This window comes from Mesorhizobium sp. M0018, assembly GCF_040323955.1.
Taxonomy (GTDB): Bacteria; Pseudomonadota; Alphaproteobacteria; order Rhizobiales; family Rhizobiaceae; genus Mesorhizobium.
Window position 1 is genome coordinate 32220 of sequence record NZ_JAMYVL010000030.1, and the last position, 18345, is coordinate 50564.

Sequence of the window (18345 nt, forward strand, 5' to 3'; positions counted from 1 at the left end):
CTCTCCTACGACTGGAAACGATCGGCCTCGTGCTCCAACGGCGCGGATTGGGACGCCGGGGGATGTGCTCGCACCCGGCCTGCGTCGCAAGCCGCCGCCGTGCGAAGGACTGCCGCTCCGCCAATGAGGAAGAAGCCGGCTGAAACCACCAGCACGACGACTTCCTTCGCCACCATCGCGTAAACAATGGCTTGCTCCGCCATGACGAAAGACAAAGAATATGCGGCCACCAGGAATACTAGCAGACCGGCTGCATTAAGGGCCGCCCATTCGTTTTCATATCCGTAACTAAACATAAATACATTTGATGTGAATGTATTTATATTCATAAGAAATGGTATGATTGCCATCGCACGCACTATAGGTGTCGCTCCTGAAAATTTATCTCCAAACAGAATCAAAATTATGTATGGAGCAATAAAGAACATTCCAATACTCATCGCCGCCCCGCCCGCTACGGTGAATAGTGATCTTCTTATCAATCGAACCCCGGCAGCCGGATCGACATGAGCGTAGTATGAAACCCTCGGTAAGAAAGTATCCATAAGCAACTTGAAAAATACTCTCGAGGCTAACAGAAACTTTTCGGCGACAGAATATTGCCCGGCTGCGACATAGCCTGCGAAATGCTGGACAAGGGCAACAGGGAGGGTGACGAGGGCAGTCTCCACGGCTATGAAAAGGCATCCCCTCCAGCCATTGCGCAGCTGCATTCCAATCGTCGAAAGCGTGACGGACCTGAAGCCGCCGAACCCAATGGGAAGGATGAAAGGTAAGCAGATGACGCCACTGACGACGGGAACTGCGCTCTGGATGGCAACGGCGAGTGCGACCTGGTCAGGTGATGCGACCATGGCGACGAAACAGACGAGCGCCAGAACGCGAGCAACAACCACGGCGACGGCCGCCTGCCAGGCGCGTTCAAGGCCGACGAAGAGCCATGCCGGAAAAATAATGCCGCCGGCGGCCGAGAGCATCGCGCACAGGAATGTCGGCCTACTGAGCGCCAGCACGTCGCCGGCCAGCACAAGGCCCACCAGGCATACGGCAATGAACAGCACTGCCTTGGTGGCCATGACCTGAGCAACCAGGGACGCGATCGCCGCCGGCTCGTATCGGAGGGAAGCTACCCTGCGCTGCGCCGTCCAATGAAATCCATAGGCCACAACGACGGCAGCGAGTTGTCCGATGGCGAGCGCATACGCGTAGCGCCCGAAACTCATGGGTCCGAGGACACGCCCGGCATAGGGCAAGATGATCAGCGGCTGCAGGACGTCGGTGACATGCAGGACAGCCAGACTGGCGGCCTGTTTGCTCAGGGTCATGGTAGCCTCCAGTCAGGTGCCTGTCGAGGCAATGCAAACCACCCAGTCCAGATATGGCAGCGCCGCCTCCCAGAAGCAGCGCCAAAGAACAGCCGGCCGTGAAGAAGTTGGCGCAGATCGGCAATACGGCGGTCCAAGTGTGTTCACTGGTTCCGCCTCCCTCTAACCGTCACGAAGTCTGCGCCTGGGAAGCAGCGTTGCCTGCAACAAAGCCAGGATGAACAGGCTGTTCGTCACGAGATACCTGCTCGCCAGCCGGCGGGGATCCTGGAAGAGCCGGTGCAGCCATTCCAGCCCGCTCTTCTGCATCCATTGCGGCGCCCGTTTGACGTCTCCGGCGTGGAAATCGAAAGCTGCTCCTACCCCTAACATGACCGCATTGATCCGGCCGCGATGCGCCTGCATCCAGCTTTCCTGCTTGGGACATCCGAGCCCCACCCACATGATCCTCGCACCGGACTGATTGATCATTCCGACCACTGCCTCATCCTCCTCGGCCGACAGAGGGCGGGGCGGAGGTGAGTAAGAGCCCACGATGTTTATGCCGGCAAACTCGGTTCGAATGCACTGTTCGAGACGCTGGAGAGTGCCCGGGCTGCCGCCGTACAGGAACATTGCCGAGCCCAGTTCCGATGCCCTCCGGCAACAAATCCACATCAGGTCCGGTCCGGCGATGCGCGGCTGATCCGCGTGTCCCTGCCGTCTCAGCATCCAGGCCACCGGCGCTCCATCGGGCGCGACAAGATCGGCGCTATCCATCGCTTCGGCATGGGCGCGATTGCGGCGGGCGGTGACGACACTGTGGGCATTGCACAGGAAAACCGTTCGGCTCTCCCGCCGCAGGGCCCAGTCGAAGACGCAGTTGACTGCCTGCGCCAAGCCCAGCGCGTGCACGGGTACCCCAAGCACTTGCTCGCGCACCACTCCCTGATCGATCGCGAGCTCTGTCATGCCACCCTCGATTGCTGCAATGGTGAGCCATCATCACAGCGTGCGGGCACTTCGAGTGCAAATGCTATTCCGAACGGGAAGCTGGCGGGCGGCGCTCATCGGAGGTACTTAAAAGGAATATCCGAATATCCTGTCCGAACCGGTGTGGTGCACCCCGATTCTGAGACACGAAAAGGGTAACAGTTCTCCATTCGTTAAGGAGAGCTGATGAGGAGAGAAGAACCCGGGGCGGCGGTTCAGTGGCGAATTCAAGAGAGCGGCGGTGTAACGCATGGCTGCGGGCGCCAATATGAGCAAGTTGGCGCGGGAGCTCGGCATCTCTGGCAAGGGTCTCTATCGCTGGCAGAAGCAGTTTCGTGCAGGCGGGCCAGCAGCTCTGCGCGGTCGCGTGGGTCCGCCGCGAGCGGTACGCCGGCTAGGTGAGGCGGACGACCCGGGCGGTGCAGCGCCGGCATTGCCGTCGGAAGCGCTTGACGAGCTTTCGAAGGCATTGGCTCGGATGGGCAACTGGAGCATCTCGTCGGGTATCCGGTTCAAAGCGTTACCCATCTATCAACTTGTTCTCTCCGTGCTGCCGAAAGAGCGCATGGAAGGAGCGGCCCGTCGCGCCGTCGAGCAGGAGGTAAAGCCCCATCACCGCGGGTTTGCCTACGCCATTGTTGTCGGGCGACACCGTGACGATCTTGACGCCGATATGGCCATGTGCCGACGTGTCGGCTGTACGGAGAACAAGGGATATTCCTTTTAAGTACCTCCGATGAGCGCCGCCCGCCAGCTTCCCGTTCGGAATAGCAATTGAACTCGAAGTGCTCGCACGCTGTGATGATGGCTCACCATTGCAGCAATCGAGGGTGGCATGACAGAGCTCGCGATCGATCAGGGAGTGACGGCATGTCGCAAATCTTCGCGGGATGATGCCCTCTGGTTGCAGCCTAAAGAATTCACGCAGGATTATCTGGCATCGCTTTGCATCGCATTGGCGCAGATCGATACGGACGCCGTGCAGGAGGCGATACAGTTGCTGCGCGCCGTACGCGATGCGGGCGGCACAGTCTTCGTCGCCGGCAACGGCGGCAGCGCAGCGACCGCCTCCCACTGGGTCAATGACCTCGGTAAGGCCACGAAACGCTCGGGAAGGCAGCCAATCCGGGTCATAGGCCTGACAGACAACGTCTCCTGGATGACGGCACTCGGCAATGACGAAGGCTACGAGCGTATCTTTGCCGGCCAGATGGAGAACTTCGCCAAGCCGGGTGACGTGCTCATAGTGATTTCAGCCAGCGGGAACTCGCTTAATCTCGTGCGGGCAGTCGAACTCGCTCGCGAAAGGAAGGTAGCCACCATCGGCATTGTCGGTTTTGACGGCGGCACGCTTAAAGAGCTCGTCGATCAGCCAGTATGGGTGCGGTCCGAAAAAGGCACCTACGAACTCGTCGAGGACGTCCACGCCGCGATCTGTCATGCCATCACGCGATACCTCATCGCCGACCGACCGGAGCGCGGTCAATGAATATTGTCCTGCCGAGCTCGCCCTGCCTGCAAAAGGCAGATGTCGAAGGCCGCGGCTACAGCCGGCCGCGTCAGGCGGTCATCCTGGCCGGCGGGCGTGGCACGCGCATGCGGCCGATCACACTCGATCGCCCGAAACCAATGGTGCCGGTGCTCGGCCGCCCTTTTTTGGAATACCAGATCGAACAGCTGCGGCAGGAGGGGTTCGAAAGGGTTCTTCTTCTACTCGGGTATTTGCCCCATGTGGTGATGGACCATTTCGGCGACGGCAGGAGGTTCGGGCTCAGTATCGAATATGCCGTCACCCGTCCCGACGACCTCACCAGCAGCCGGGTATCCAATGCCCGTCACCTCATAGATCCGTGCTTCCTGCTGCTGTATTGCGACAATTACTGGCCGATGCGCATGGAGCGGCTGTGGCAACGCTTCTGTGCGGCCGGCAAGCCTGGAATGATTACGGTCTACAGCAACAAGGACGGCTATTCACGCGGCAGCGTGATCCTTGATGCGAACGACAATGTGACCGTCTTCGACCGGCTCCGCACCACGCCCGGGCTGCAGGGAGTCGAGATCAGCTATGCCATACTAACCGATCTCGCCCTCGAACTCCTGCCCGACGAGGACACCCTCTTCGAGGAGGCCATCTACACGCCGCTCGCGACGCAGCATCGCCTCGCCGGCTTCGTGAGCGAGCACCGCTATTACAGCGTGGGCTCGATCGAGCGCCTACCCGCGACGGAGCGCTTTATGAGCCGCGAAAAAACCATGCTCGTAGACAGGGACGGCGTACTCAACTGCAGACCGCCACGGGCTCAATATGTGTGTTCATGGGACCAGTGGGAGTGGGTTCCGGGTGCAAAGCAGGCGTTGGCCCTTCTGAACGAGGCTGGCTACCGCATAATCATCATCTCCAACCAGGCAGGGATAGCGCGCGGAGCGATGACCGCCGCTGATCTCGAGGCGCTTCACCAGCGCATGTGCGCCGAGTGCGAGGCCGTCGGCGGCAAGATCGCGGAGATCTACCACTGCCCACACGGCTGGGACGACGGCTGCGACTGCCGCAAGCCCAAACCCGGTATGCTGTATCAGGCACAGCGCGACTTTGATCTCGACCTCACACGCACACTCTTTGTCGGCGATGACGATCGTGACCGTCAAGCGGCCGAAGCCGCGGACTGCCTATATGCGCAAGTAAGCGAGCGATGCTCGCTTCTGGACCTCACCCGTCAACTCCTTTCGAAACGGAGCGAGGGCAGACATGAATGAACCAACACGCGTTCTCGTCACCGGACACAATGGATATCTCGGTTCTGTCATGGTGCCCGTGTTGCAGGCGGCGGGCTATGAGGTGGTCGGGCTGGATATGGGATATTTTCGTGCGTGCACCCTGGGAGCCGACAATACCAGTGTGCCCGAGATCACAAAGGATCTACGCGCCATCGAACCCCCGGATCTGCAGGGCTTTGACGCGGTGATCCATCTGGCGGCACTCTCGAACGACCCGATCGGAAATCTCAACGCGGATTGGACGAGGCAGATCAATGCGGAAGGAACAGTTCGTCTGGCCACGATGGCCAAGGCGGCGGGCATCCGGCGGTTCCTATTTTCCTCCTCTTGCATCATGTATGGCATGTCGGAAGCCGCCGTCGTCGACGAAACCGCCCCGCTGGCGCCGCAAACAGAATACGCAAGATCGAAGGTTGTTGCCGAAGAAGCGCTGCGCGCGCTGGCGGACGACGGGTTCTCGCCCGTCTATTGCCGCAACGGCACCGTCTATGGTCTGTCGCCGCGAATGCGCTTCGACACCGTGCTGAACAATTTCGTGGGCAGCGCCTTCACCACTGGACGTGTCGAAGTGCACAGCGATGGCACGCCATGGCGGCCCGTGGTTCATGTCCAGGATCTCGCGCGCTATTTCAAATTGATGCTGGAGGCGCCGCTACAGGACATCCACAATGAGGCGTTCAACATGGGTGTTGAAAGCCTCAATCTTCAGGTGCGCGAGATAGCGGAGATCGCCGTTGAGGCCGTCGCCGGCGCGCAGCTCACAATGACACCGAAGCCGGGCGCGGATCAAAGGACCTACAAGGCGGACTTCAGCAAGTTCTCACGGACTTTCCCGGATTTCGAGTTTCAGTGGACAGCGCGAAAGGGAGCACAGGACCTTTACGAGGCGTTCCGCTCGATCGCACTTAGATTTGAAGACTTTACCGACAAGCGCTTCACGCGGCTGCGCTGGCTCGATCATTTGCTCAAGGCGGGGACGCTCGATGGTCAGCTGCGCTGGCGAACCGCACAGCCGCGTGTTGCCTAATTTTCATTCCGTCGATTTTCAAGGGGGAAAATATGGAACAGCTAGACGGGACCAAAGCGGTGGAGCGCCGCTCAGGACTGGACCTTCCGACCATCATCGATCGCGCTGCACAGCGTCTACCGTCTCTCGTCCTGACGCGCACTCCTTTGCGCGTCAGTTTTGCTGGCGGCGGTACCGATCTGCCCGATTTCTACAATCTCGATTGCGGCGCGGTCTTCAGCGCGGCAGTGGACAAGTACATCTATGTCACCGTCAAGCGTCACAGCGAGATCTTTAATGAACCCATCCGCTTGAACTATTCACAGACGGAGCAGGTAAACACCATAGGCGAGATCAAGAACAACATCGCTCGCGAATGCCTGCGTTTCCTGGAGATCGAACCGCCGATTTACATCTCGACGGTCGGAGACATGCCTGCCTCGACGGGCATGGGGGGGTCGAGCTCGTTCACGGTGGGACTGCTCAACGCCCTGCATGCATTCCGGGGAGAACGTGTCACCCCTGGCCAACTGGCCGAAGAGGCATGTCACATCGAGATGGACATCCTCAAGGAGCCGATCGGCAAGCAGGACCAGTATGCCGCCGCGTTCGGGGGCATGAACCTGTTCCGCTTCCAGCCGGGCGGCGCGGTAACGGTCGAGCCGCAGCGGGTGCGCAATGGCGCCATCGAACATCTCTTCAGCAACCTGATGATGTTCTGGACGTCGCATCAGCGGCCGGCCAGTTCCGTGCTGGCAGAGCAGAAGGCGAAAACGTCAAGCAATCTCGATACGCTCAGGCGGATGCGGGACGATGCCTTCATGCTTCAGGAGATCTTTGCGGAGCCCGTCATCGACGTAGAGCGCTTCGGTGCCGTCCTTCACGCAGGGTGGGAGATGAAGCGGAGTTTGGCGTCCCGCGTGAGCAACGCGGCGATCAATGGCCACTACGACCTCGCCAGGGACGCAGGTGCGGAAGGCGGCAAGCTGTGCGGCGCCGGCGGCGGCGGATTCCTTATGTTCGCGGTCAAGCCGGAACGCCGGGAAAGTGTAAGACGCGCACTCTCACACCTAGCCTATGTGCCTATCGGCTATGAAGTCCACGGCTCGCGCCTCTTGCATCCGGCGCAAGCCTGATGGCCGTCCTTCGATCGCACAAGAGGACCGCCGGCGCGAGCCACCCTGAGCAGAGATGGTCGGAGATGCAACCCGACGTGACACTCATTTGACCAATGGATCTACGATGCTTTTCACAAAGACCGATATTCCCGGCGCCACCCTGGTGGAACTGCAGAAATTCGAAGACGAGCGGGGCTTTTTCGCACGCGGCTGGTGTTCGCGCGAGTTTGCCGAGCAGGGGCTTCCGGATCGTGTCGTGCAGGTGAATATTTCATACAACAGGCACAAGCATACACTGCGCGGCTTCCATTACCAGCTGGCTCCCCAGTGCGAGGACAAGATGCTTCGCTGCATCCGGGGCAGCCTGTACGACGTGCTGATCGACCTGCGTCCCCAATCGCCCACCTATAAGCAGCACCTCACGGTGGACCTGTCAGCGGCGAACCAGCGGATGCTGGTCATACCGAAGGGCTGCGCGAACGCCTTTCTCACCATGGAGGACCACTCCGAGGCGACATATCTCGTCTCCGAATTCTACACACCGGCGGCCGAGCGCGGTGTTCGCTGGAACGATCCTACCTTCGCCGTGAAGTGGCCGGTGGATGTGCCGGCACTGATTTCTGAAAAGGACCGAAGCTGGCCCGATTATGACCGCTAACCTTTCGCCACCCGACCTTTCGGGGAGCAGCACAGGGGAGACGTCAATGTTCATTGTCGACAGGGAGTTGGAGAGGCTCGAGGCTCAGGGGCGGCCAATTCGCGTGGGTATGGTGGGGGCCGGCTTCATGGCCCAAGGCATCGCGCTGCAGATGCTGCGATATGTCCCAGGCATGGAACTCGTGGCGATTTCCAACAGGCACGTGGAAAAGGCGCGAGATGCCTATGCCGCTGCAGGCGAAGACGATGTGATGGAGGCGACCAGCACCAAAGCGCTTGAGGATCTTGTGGCGCGCGGTCGCCGCGCTTTAACGGCGGACCCGATGCACATTTGCGAGGCCGACGGCATCGACGTCATCATCGAGGCGACAGGCGCGATCGAGTTCGCTGCCCACGTCACAATGCGCGCGATCCGGCACGGCAAGCATGTCGCCCTGATGAATGCCGAACTCGACGGCACGATCGGACCGATCCTGAAAGTGTATGCCGACCGGGCAGGAGTGGTCCTCACCAATGTGGAGGGGGATCAGCCCGGCGTTATCATGAACCTCTACCGTTGGGTCAGGGGCCTGGGCATACGTCCGGTGCTTTGCGGGAACATCAAGGGCCTGCACGATCCCTACCGAAATCCGACGACTCAGGAGGGTTTTGCCAAGAAGTGGGGGATGAAGGCCCCAATGGTCACCTCCTTCGCGGACGGCACGAAGATCTCGTTCGAGAACGCCATCGTCGCCAACGCCACAGGCATGCGGGTGGCGAAGCGCGGCATGTACGGGCCTGTGGTCGAGCCTGGAACCCCGATCCAGGGGGCGGTCGGGTGGTATCCCCTCAATCAGCTCCTCGAGGGGCCGGGGATAGTTGATTATTGTGTCGGCGCCATGCCCAACCCCGGCATCTTCGTTCTTGGCACCACAGAGGATGCCGTCGAGAAGCACTATCTCTCACTCTACAAGATGGGCCCCGGACCGCTCTACTGTTTCTATTGGCCCTATCATCTGTGTCATTTCGAGGTGCCCGCCACGGTGGCGAGGGCCGCAATATTCCGCGATGCTGCGATTGCGCCCCTGGGCGCGCCGACCGTTGATGTGGTGGCCGCCGCCAAGCGGGACCTTGGTGCCGGAGAGATCCTCGATGGCCTTGGACATTACATGACCTACGGGCTCTGCGAGAACGCGCGAACGGTGCACGCCGAGCGGCTTGTGCCGATCGGGCTCGCCGAGGGCTGCCGGCTGCTGCGCGACGTGAAGCGGGACGAGGTGCTCGGCTATGACGACATCGAGCTTCCGATCGGGCGGCTTTGCGACACACTGCGCCGGGAGCAGGATCTTGCCTTCTTCGGCCGCTCTGCAGCCTCCCTGCGCCGCGAGGTTTCTGCAACCGCCTAGTTAGCGGGACTTCAGATGTTCCGCCGCCCGAACCTTAGAGTTGAGATGGCCGAACTGATGTCCGATTTCCATTGCCTGACGCATGCCGCCGCGCTTTGCCTCCTCTTTGTGGGTACGACTTTCCTGGCCCTTAACCCGGATTGGATCGACAGGCCCCTCGCAACGGCCGTCAACACCGTAGCGAGCACTCAGCCCTTCGCCAACCGGCTCGCTTTCGGTGCCGTCTACCCAACAACCGAGGGCGCTATAGTTGTGTCCTTGCTTTGGTATTGCTGGTTCGCCCATGACGGTCCGGAGTCGAGGGCAAGGCTGGTGAGCGGCGTCTGCGCAGCTGTCCTCGCGGCGCTCGTCGCGCATTTCCTGCAGGGCGCTCTGCCGACGACGCCAAAGCCGATTTTTGACTCCGCACTTCGACTTCATATCCCGGACGTTTTGGGCGACGCTGCCGTTCTGCGCTCAGCGCCGTTCGCCGGCACCCCCGGGTTCCCCAGCGAGCGAGCGGTTCTGTTCGCGGGTCTAGCGATCGCCATTCTTCTCGTTCGCTTCGAACTCGGACTCCTCGCCCTGGCCTGCACCTTGGTGGTAGAGCTTGCGCGAGTCTACTTGGGGCTGCATTACCCGACCAATGCTCTGGGTAGCCTCGCCTTGGCCGCCGCCCTGGTATGGATAGCACAAACGCACCCGAGCCTTGAACTCGGCGCCCTGGTTCTCCGGTGGGAGCGCGGCGCCCCATCAAGCTTCTATCTGTGCAGCTTTCTGGCCTCATACCTTGTTGTTGCGTTCCAGGCGTTGCGAGAACTTGCCAAAGGGCTTCTGCAATAGGAACTGGTGTGAAGCCGCCAACGACATGACGTGCATCGCCGCGCTGAAGCGTCATCTTGGCCGGACAACAACAATCATGCTGAAAGGTGTTCGCAACAGCGGCGGATTACCTCAATGAAGCGGATTAGGCATCCGGCAAGCTGGACAAGGCCGCTCTACGGCTTCCACTGGCCCTACTACCTCTGCCATTTTGAGGTAGCCAGCACACTGCGCGCGCCGCGCTGTTCGACAAGCCCGATCTCTTCGCTCGGCGAACCCAAGGTCAATTTCGTTGCAACCCGCCAAGACCGATTCGAACTGCCGGCCCTTCCTGCGTTCAGCTCCGCAACGAACAGGATTGCCACTTCTTTGGCTCCGCAGTAGCCGGCACGGCCCCGGGGACGAGGCGACTCGTGAGCCGGCGCTCGCAGCGGGCGGCTCCTACTTCCTACGCGGTAGGGCGACGACGTTGGCCGAGCCCAAGGCGATGCTCCGCAGCATCTGTTACGAACGCCGAGCGACGGGATTACCTCCTTTTGTTGGAGCGCCTGCCACAATGACACTCTGGTCGCGGGAGGGAATCGATATAAAATTCACAGGTCGATAGCCGCTCCGCGTTAGGCCAGACTGAACCCCATCTGGCGCTGTTGTCTATTTTGGACACAGTGAGGACGGCGGACACAGTGAGGACGGCGCAGTCAAGCGGAACAGCTACTAAGAATAAGCCAAAGGCAACCATTGATGTACAATCCAGATGGGCTCCGGTATTGTAAGCGAGTTGTAAGAGCGGCCTTAGGATTCGATCATCTTCTCCGGCCCGAATGCTCTATTCCTACACAAAAACTCGGCTCCGCATATGGAGGTTGGGTCGTTGCGGTCGAGCCTCTTCTAGCTGCTCCCTCCCCTATTGTTCTTTCCTTTGGCTTAGGGGACGATATTTCATTTGATCTGGAAGTCAGCAAAGTATTCGGTGCAAAGGTCTTTGGGTTTGATCCGACTCCGGCCAGTCTTGACTGGATTGCCGCTCAGGAATTACCCCCCACTGTGCGGATCTACCCCTTGGGAATATCTAATTTCGACGGGGAGCAAACGTTTGCTGTGTCCGAAGATGACACACGCAGCAATTTTTCCACGAAGTTGGTTACAGGCAAGAGCATTGTCTGCAACGTGAGGCGTTATTCTACTATCCTGGATATGCTCGGACTGGCAACTGTCGATGTGCTGAAACTCGACGTCGAGGGGGCAGAGCACGACGTCCTTCCAGAGGTGCTTGGATCTGATGTCTTACCGAGACAGATTCTCGTCGAGTTTCACCACTGGTGGCACCGCACTCCCGTGGAGCAAACCTACCGAACAGTGGAAGCGATAAAGGGCCAGGGTTACACCCTGTTCCATGTTTCTCCTGCGGGCCACGAGTTGTCATTTTTGCTGACGCGATAGCAAGCCTTACGAGAACTTTCGACAAGCCGCCGTCGGTGGCGGGATCGTCGGCAACAACCTGACGCCACGCTTGCCAGGTGACCCGAGAACCGTTTCTCGGCGGCATCGCCCGCGCCGCACTGATCAGCCGACCCACATGTTCGGCATTGCCGACGGCAGCATGGCCGGCATGCAGCTCCCGGAGAAGCGGTGGCGCAAGCGCTTGTGAAGTGACGGCTCGCGGCAGGGCGGCTACGTCCATGCCATAGGAGCATAGGCTGAAGAGGCTAGCCAAGCAGAAAGGGACGCACGGGAAGTAGCTGTGACGGGCATTGAGCGGTGGGGATTACCTCTTTTGCTGGCGTGCCTGCCACAAAGACACTCTGGCAGAACAAGGCACTTTCGCCTTTCGTTAGAGGAGTGTGGGGCAGACCGTCGGTCGACGAGGCCACCACAGCCCTCAAGGATTGGATGGGACCCGATGACAGATCGCATTGCGCTCATAACTGGTGTGACCGGTCAGGACGGTGCCTACCTTGCCAGACTGCTGCTGGAGAACGGCTATACTGTCCACGGACTGAAACGCAGATCCTCCTCCTTCAATACCGAACGCATCGACGACATCTACGTCGATCCGCACGAACCGGACGCACGCTTTTTTCTCCACTACGCCGACCTGACCGATGCGACCAATCTCATTCGCATCGTTCAGGAGACGCGCCCTACCGAAATCTACAATCTGGCGGCCCAAAGCCATGTCCAGGTAAGCTTCGAGACGCCTGAATATACCGGCAACGCCGATGCCCTTGGCACACTCAGGCTGCTTGAAGCCATCCGCATCCTGAAGATGGGAGAGCGGGTGCGCTTTTATCAGGCATCAACCTCCGAGCTGTTCGGCAAAGTCCAAGAGGTGCCCCAGACGGAGAAGACGCCGTTCTACCCGCGCTCTCCCTATGCGGCGGCCAAACTCTATGCCTATTGGATCACGATCAACTACCGTGAAGCGTACGGAATGTTCGCTTCCAATGGCATACTGTTTAATCATGAAGGCCCCACGCGCGGCGAGACGTTTGTGACCCGCAAGATCACACGTGCGGTTGCAGGTATCGAGCGAGGCTTTCAGTCCGCCCTCTATCTTGGAAATCTGGATGCGAAACGCGACTGGGGGCATGCTCGCGACTATGTGGAGGGCATGTGGCGGATTCTTCAGCACGCCGAGCCAGACGACTTCGTCCTCGCCACGGGCGAAACCCACTCGGTTCGAGAGTTCGTAGAGCGTGCCTTTCGGGCAGTCGGCCGCGTCATCGTCTGGGAAGGTAAGGGGGTGAACGAGATCGGCCGGGATGGCAAGACAGGAGAAATCCTCGTCCGAATCGACCCACGCCATTTCCGTCCAACGGAGGTCGATCTCCTGATGGGAAATCCGGCGAAAGCCCGCTCAAAGCTCGGCTGGTCGCCTAAGACGACGTTCAGCGACCTCGTGGCGGAAATGGTGGCGGCCGATCTGAAACGTCTGGAGCGAGAGCGCTGGCATAGGGACAGTAGCGTCTAGAAAGCGCCACCGGTCATGAACAACACTTACCGGCTCCGTGATGTGCGTCTTGGCAGCATCAATATCGTCGCAAACGCGACCGGCAAGATCGTGCCAAGCGGGCGCACCAGCCTTTAGAGAGGGGCGTTGTCCGCGCTACCCACGTGCGCGATGGACAGAGCGTGAAGGCTGGCGACCTTCTGTTCGATTTCGACCCGACCATGACGCCGACGAGGAGCGTCAGCAAAACGATCTCCGTTCGGCCGACCTCAACACGCCGCTGCGCGCGGAGCCGCAGACGATCCGCTTGCCGCCTTCGCGGCCGTTCCGGAAAATCGACTTGGCACGCCGGGAGTTGCCGGTCAGCGTCCCTTGTTGACGTTCTCCGACTCCAGAAAAGCGCTTGGTTCACCTCGCTTTGGGAGTATTTCGGCCTAGGCGTGCCTGCAACTTCACGAAAGATAGACGCCGCCAATTCTAGACCTATGGGCCTGCGCCTTTGGCAGCCTGGGCGGCAGCCGCTCTCGTCCTGTCCACGAATGACATCTCTCATTCCGGCGAGATCTGCCATCGGCGGTTGAACGCCAGTTCCGCGTGAGGTATCGATCTCGCGGGCGTGCGTTCGGGTACTCGCCGTTTGCGTCGGTCCAATGAGAGCGCGGCCTAATCCGTCATTCCTTCTCTGAACAGACGACGTTTCGCTGACTCCTTGAAAGCCTTGAGAGGCGAGCCAGCCTCCGAAATGCCTTTCGGCGCCATTCTCGCGGAACCGGAACTTGAACGCGGTCACCGGCATGTTGCAGCCCAGCCCACCCTTGTCGTCAGCCCGAGCAGCACGCACGAGACATCCTTTCGGTCGCCGACAGGCATGCTCCTATTGGACTAGGGGGTGCCAATCGGGGCGTTAGGGCTACCCCAATTCATGAAGGAGCCTCCCGCCCGGCAGCGTGCTACGTCTGTCCGCGCAAGAGCCGAGCAAAATGCGTGACCCAGGACACAGTCGGACAAGCCAGGCCGAACGCATTCGGCTTCGTCGCGAGATGTTCGGGGCTGTCGATGCCGTGCTGCGCCGCAATCCAGAGGTCGGAGCCTACAACCAGAAATTTTGAGGGGACTGGATCATGCCGGAGCGGATCGTCAGTTTTGTGATGAGCGGGGGCGTCGGCTCGCGGCTGTGGCCGCTGTCGCGCGAAGACAATCCCAAGCAATTCCACGACCTTTCGGGCGACGGCTCGATGCTTGCGAAGACTGTCCGACGCCTCAAGGCGCGCTCGGACGGCGAGACGCCGATCTATCTGATAGCCTCCGAACGGCATGCCGACCGCGTTATCTCGGACATCGGTCCGCTCGGCCTGAACGGGGGCAGACCGATTTTCGAGCCCGTCGGCCGCAACACCGCCGCTGCGGTGGCCATAGCCACGTTGCAGACGATCTCCGAATATGGCGGTGACGCGCTTGTGCTCGTGGTGCCCTCCGACCATCAGATATCGACCGAAATGCAGTTCTGGCAAACCGTCGAGGCTGGCATGCCTGCCGCCGATTCAGGAAGCATTGTCGTATTCGGCATCAGGCCGACCCATCCCGAAACCGGGTACGGCTACATCGAGGTTACGGCAAATGGTGACGGCGGGGCCGCCGTTTCACATTTTGTCGAAAAGCCCAATGCCGAGACGGCCGGCAAATATGTGGCTTCGGGAAGATTCTACTGGAACGCCGGCATCTTCCTGTTTCGTGCCGACACGATGCGGAAGGCATTTCTCGAGTTCCGGCCAGACATCTGGGACAGCGCGGAACGGGCCCATAAGGCTGCACGGACCAACGTCTTGGGCATCTACCTGCCCCAGGGCTTCTATTCGGCTGTCCCGTCGACGTCGATCGACTACGCAGTCATGGAGCATGCACGCGGTATTGCGATGGTTACGGCTTCCTTCCGCTGGAACGACCTTGGATCGTGGCAATCGCTGCTCGAAGCCAGCCCGACGGACCGCGACGGCAATGTCGTAATGGGCGACGTTGTCGCCATGGATTGCGGCAACTCCTATCTCAGAAGCCAGGGCAGACTGCTGACAGTCATTGGAATGAAGGATGTGGCGGTGGTGACGACACCGGACGCGGTATTCGTCGCTCCTGTCAGCCACAGCCAGAACGCGAAGAAAGTCGTCGAACAACTCGAGAAGAGCGGACGCCTTGAAACGAAGTTCACGGGGTCGGACGACCGGGTCATCATCAGCGGGTCATGGCGCAAGCGGGTCGAGCACTGGCTCTTCAACGAAACCCTGCCGCTGTGGTCCACTGCAGGTGTCGACGATGCGTATGGCGGCTTCCACGAGGCGCTCGGTTTCGATGCAAGGCCGTTGGGCAAACCCAAGCGCATGCGGACGATGGCGCGCCAGATTTACGCGTTCGCGGTGGCCAAAGAACGCGGCTGGGCTGGACCGGCCGACAAGCTCATCGACCACGGCATCGAGTTTATCGCCAAACACGGCCGCACCGAACGCGGTGGCTGGGTGCGCATCCTTAATTCCGATGGCAGCGTGGCTGACCCGACGGAGGACGCCTACGACCATTCCTGCGTGCTCCTGGCGCTTGCCCACGCTCACCGATGCGGCCATCAGGAAGCCCTGCAACTGGCACAAGAGACGTTCCATTTCATCGACACCCATCTCGAGGACGTCAGCCTGAACGGTTTCCTCGAGACCCCCGGCTGGAAGGGGGTGCGGTTCTCGAACCCGCACATGCACATGCTGGAATCCTTCCTTGCCTGGCATCGCGTCACCGGCGAGCGTGCATATCTCCGTCGGGCGGCACGTGTCGTCGATCTCTTCCGGTGCCGTTTCTTCGATCAGGAGAGCTGGACGCTTGGGGAACATTTCGATGTCGATTGGCTACCGTTGCCGGGAGAGGAGGGACAGTGGACCGAACCAGGGCACCATTTCGAATGGGCCTCGCTCCTCATCGATTTCGCGCGGGCAAGCGGGCAGAAAGACTTGGCAGCCTATGCAAGGAAGCTCTATTCGTCGGCGATCGCCAGCGGATTGAACCGGGCCACGGGCCTGGCTTATGCAGCCGTGTCGCGGCAGGGAATTCCCTTCGACCGGCTCTCCCGCAGCTGGCCGCAATGCGAAGCCGTCAAGGCGGCCGTCGCCCTGGACGGCATCGGCGGGCCTGATCTCAAACCTGAGATCGAAGCACGTGTCGCCCGCCTCTTCAAATGGCATATCGATCCCGCACCGCTAGGCTTGTGGATCGACAGAATTGACGAGCGCGGAAGGTCACTGGCGACGGAGGTGCCCGCGAGCATTTTCTACCACCTCGTGACGGCCTTGATGCAGTATCTGGACAAGACCGCAGGGCAAGTCGAACCTTTCCCGCTGCCAGCTTTGGATGTGAGCAAAAGCGTTGCGATGCAGGGTTACGGCTGACCCAACCGTCCGCGATAGCTCCGTGTTGGTCAAACGACCAATGACGAAAGTAGTACAAGATCGGGAGGAATACCCATGAAAGTGACAATCCTGGGAAACTGTCCGCCCCATGCCTACAAGGGATTGATGCAAAGTTCAGACCGAGAAGCTGCAATCAAGGCGGTTTTGGAAAGCGTTGGTAGCAAGGTATGCGGTATGATGTTTACTCGCGGCGCCTATGATATTGTCATCAATGCTGAGGTTCCGGACCAGGCCGATGGGATGGACCTAGCACTGGCGGTCCGGGCAAGCGGCTGGATAAACGAGCTAGTTGTCCTGGAAGAACTCGACATGAAGGCGGCGCTCGCAGCAGCCAAAAAGGCTGCCGCGTTTACAAGACCGCCGGCTGATTGGATAACTGGCTGTACATTGAAGGCAGCACGGTTCCGTTGAACGCCCCGTGCTGCCAAGTCTCAAGGAAAGACGCGCTGCGGTTTCGGAAAGCCGAAGCAGGCGCGGCATTGGTTCTGCTTCAATACCGCGCCGACAGCGAACGCGCCCGGGTCAGGGGGTCAAAAACGAAGGTCATGCCGAGTTAATTTTGGAATGTACACCCTAGAAGGTGCGCTTGACGGACCGGCGAGGTCCGGTTTTGTAGAGGCTTCTTCTCGGAGCGCTTCTTTAGTAAGCGCGAATTTCCCCGCACCTTTTGCTGTTGAGTGCTCTGATGCATGAGGTGTCCACCAAAATAGGTGGACACCTTGTGATGGAAGAAGATGAGCAGAAACTGCGGGTGAGGCTTGTCGGTCGGGACGGGCGACGCCGATACGACCCGGCATCGAAGGACCGTCTTGTCTCGGCCTGTCTTGAGCCTGGCGTGTCGGTATCGAGGCTTGCGCTCGAACATGGGGTCAATGCGAACCTTCTTCGGAAGTGGATAAAGAAGCGGGCGGAGACCCAGTCCCTCCCACAGCCCCCACCATCGGCGTTCATCCCGGTTCAGATTGAAAGCACTTCCGATCGGGCCTTGCTGCGACAGAGCAGCATGGCTGCGGTGGATTTGCCGGGGACTTGCGATGGGGCACGTAGATCGGCATCGAAAAGGACAGCGCCTTTTTCCTCTCCAGCCAAGGTGAGCGCGTCGCTGCCGAACGGCGTGACGTTGACGCTGGAATGCGGTGATGTGGATGCGTTGACGGCGACCATCGGAGCACTGGGTCATGTTCAGACTGGGCGCTGACCTGAAAGTCTACCTGCACCGCGAGCCAATCGACTTCCGGGCCGGCATCAACAGCCTTGCGGTTCTGGTCCAAGAGACGATGGCGCTCGATCCGTTTGCTCCGGCGGTTTTTGCGTTCTGCAATCGCCGTCGCGACCGGATGAAGCTCCTGTTCTTCGATCGGTCGGGCTTTGTGCTGGTCCTGAAGCGGCTGACCGAGGACAAGTTCCGGTGGCCGCGCCGGGAGGCAGCGGTGGTCACGCTTACGACCGAGCAATTGCACTGGATCCTCGACGGCATCGACATCGATGCGATGGTCCGCCATCCGGTGCGGCAATATCAGGTTGCCGGTTGAGGGCTCTCGAATTGAGCGGTTGACGCGGCGGCATGCTTTCGATTCAAGAATCTGATGAATCGACCCGGCGAACCGACTGTTGAAGCGTTGATGGCGCGTATTGCTGCGCTGCAGGCGCAGAACCGTCAACTCACCGAACGCGTCGTCAAACTCGAGGAAGAGCTGGCGCTTGCACGACTGCATCGTTTTGCGCCGCGCAGTGAAAAGCACATTGACCGCCTCTTCAATGAAGCCGAACAGGCCGCGGATGAGGACGCCGCCGACAACGAAGATGGCGACGTCGTTGTCCTGCCGGACACGGGCTTGCCGGCGAGCGAAGGGGCGACGGGAAAGAAGCGCGGCCGCAAGGCCTTGCCGGAAAACCTGCCGCGCGAGCGCGTC

At 60.1% G+C, this 18345-nt stretch carries 16 protein-coding genes and 2 pseudogenes; 15 read left to right on the forward strand and 3 right to left on the reverse strand.

Annotation, left to right across the window (positions count from 1 at the left end):
• Positions 1–5: 5 nt before the first annotated feature.
• Both NKJ81_RS28850 and NKJ81_RS28855 read right to left on the reverse strand, forming a co-directional pair.
• Positions 6–1325, reverse strand: coding sequence for an oligosaccharide flippase family protein (locus NKJ81_RS28850; RefSeq protein WP_352542505.1), 1320 nt, complete (start codon positions 1323–1325; stop codon positions 6–8).
• Between the two features lie 162 nt (positions 1326–1487).
• On the reverse strand, positions 1488–2276 hold the full coding sequence (locus tag NKJ81_RS28855) for a WecB/TagA/CpsF family glycosyltransferase (protein WP_352473821.1): 789 nt from the start codon (positions 2274–2276) through the stop codon (positions 1488–1490).
• A 271-nt stretch (positions 2277–2547) separates the two neighbouring features.
• Between NKJ81_RS28855 and NKJ81_RS28860 the strand changes: the two are divergent.
• Positions 2548–2673, forward strand: a pseudogene (locus tag NKJ81_RS28860) (helix-turn-helix domain-containing protein); the annotation flags it as partial.
• A gap of 201 nt (positions 2674–2874) precedes the next feature.
• Here NKJ81_RS28860 and NKJ81_RS28865 read toward each other — a convergent pair.
• A pseudogene (locus tag NKJ81_RS28865) lies at positions 2875–2994 on the reverse strand (bifunctional Delta(1)-pyrroline-2-carboxylate/Delta(1)-piperideine-2-carboxylate reductase); the annotation flags it as partial.
• Between the two features lie 138 nt (positions 2995–3132).
• Here NKJ81_RS28865 and NKJ81_RS28870 point away from each other — a divergent pair.
• The 14 genes from NKJ81_RS28870 to NKJ81_RS28940 form a co-directional block, all read left to right on the forward strand.
• Positions 3133–3786, forward strand: a complete 654-nt coding sequence (locus NKJ81_RS28870; RefSeq protein ID WP_352542506.1) for an SIS domain-containing protein — start codon at positions 3133–3135, stop codon at positions 3784–3786.
• Positions 3783–5051 (forward strand): HAD-IIIA family hydrolase, encoded by a 1269-nt coding sequence (locus NKJ81_RS28875; protein ID WP_352542507.1) that lies wholly within the window; start codon positions 3783–3785, stop codon positions 5049–5051. The genes NKJ81_RS28870 and NKJ81_RS28875 overlap by 4 nt, the downstream gene beginning before the upstream one ends.
• Positions 5044–6099 (forward strand): NAD-dependent epimerase/dehydratase family protein, encoded by a 1056-nt coding sequence (locus NKJ81_RS28880; protein WP_352542508.1) that lies wholly within the window; start codon positions 5044–5046, stop codon positions 6097–6099. Before NKJ81_RS28875 ends, NKJ81_RS28880 begins: the two co-directional genes overlap by 8 nt.
• Before the next feature lie 32 nt (positions 6100–6131).
• A complete protein-coding gene (locus tag NKJ81_RS28885) occupies positions 6132–7214 on the forward strand; it encodes a GHMP family kinase ATP-binding protein (RefSeq protein WP_352542509.1) in 1083 nt (360 codons plus the stop codon).
• A 106-nt stretch (positions 7215–7320) separates the two neighbouring features.
• Complete coding sequence (gene rfbC / locus NKJ81_RS28890) at positions 7321–7854, forward strand: dTDP-4-dehydrorhamnose 3,5-epimerase (protein WP_352542510.1); 534 nt, start codon at positions 7321–7323, stop codon at positions 7852–7854.
• A 46-nt stretch (positions 7855–7900) separates the two neighbouring features.
• Positions 7901–9238 (forward strand): NAD(P)H-dependent oxidoreductase, encoded by a 1338-nt coding sequence (locus NKJ81_RS28895; protein ID WP_352542511.1) that lies wholly within the window; start codon positions 7901–7903, stop codon positions 9236–9238.
• Between the two features lie 45 nt (positions 9239–9283).
• Positions 9284–10060, forward strand: a complete 777-nt coding sequence (locus NKJ81_RS28900; protein WP_352542512.1) for a phosphatase PAP2 family protein — start codon at positions 9284–9286, stop codon at positions 10058–10060.
• 720 nt (positions 10061–10780) lie between these two features.
• A complete protein-coding gene (locus tag NKJ81_RS28905; protein ID WP_352542513.1) occupies positions 10781–11479 on the forward strand; it encodes an FkbM family methyltransferase in 699 nt (232 codons plus the stop codon).
• 460 nt (positions 11480–11939) lie between these two features.
• Positions 11940–13010 carry a GDP-mannose 4,6-dehydratase gene (gene gmd, locus NKJ81_RS28910; RefSeq protein WP_352502827.1) on the forward strand — a complete coding sequence of 357 codons (1071 nt, stop codon included), beginning with the start codon at positions 11940–11942 and terminating at the stop codon, positions 13008–13010.
• A gap of 1100 nt (positions 13011–14110) precedes the next feature.
• Positions 14111–16411, forward strand: a complete 2301-nt coding sequence (locus tag NKJ81_RS28920) for an AGE family epimerase/isomerase (protein ID WP_352542514.1) — start codon at positions 14111–14113, stop codon at positions 16409–16411.
• Between the two features lie 75 nt (positions 16412–16486).
• The gene (locus tag NKJ81_RS28925) at positions 16487–16843 is read left to right on the forward strand and encodes a GYD domain-containing protein (protein ID WP_352542515.1); all 357 of its coding nucleotides are present in this window, start codon (positions 16487–16489) and stop codon (positions 16841–16843) included.
• 313 nt (positions 16844–17156) lie between these two features.
• Positions 17157–17630: an IS66-like element accessory protein TnpA gene (tnpA, locus tag NKJ81_RS28930; RefSeq protein ID WP_352496699.1), complete on the forward strand. Its 474-nt coding sequence runs from the start codon at positions 17157–17159 to the stop codon at positions 17628–17630.
• A complete protein-coding gene (gene tnpB, locus NKJ81_RS28935; protein WP_014761846.1) occupies positions 17611–17964 on the forward strand; it encodes an IS66 family insertion sequence element accessory protein TnpB in 354 nt (117 codons plus the stop codon). The genes tnpA and tnpB overlap by 20 nt, the downstream gene beginning before the upstream one ends.
• A 54-nt stretch (positions 17965–18018) precedes the next feature.
• Positions 18019–18345: IS66 family transposase (locus NKJ81_RS28940; RefSeq protein ID WP_352542516.1), on the forward strand; the 327-nt coding region annotated here is incomplete at its 3' end.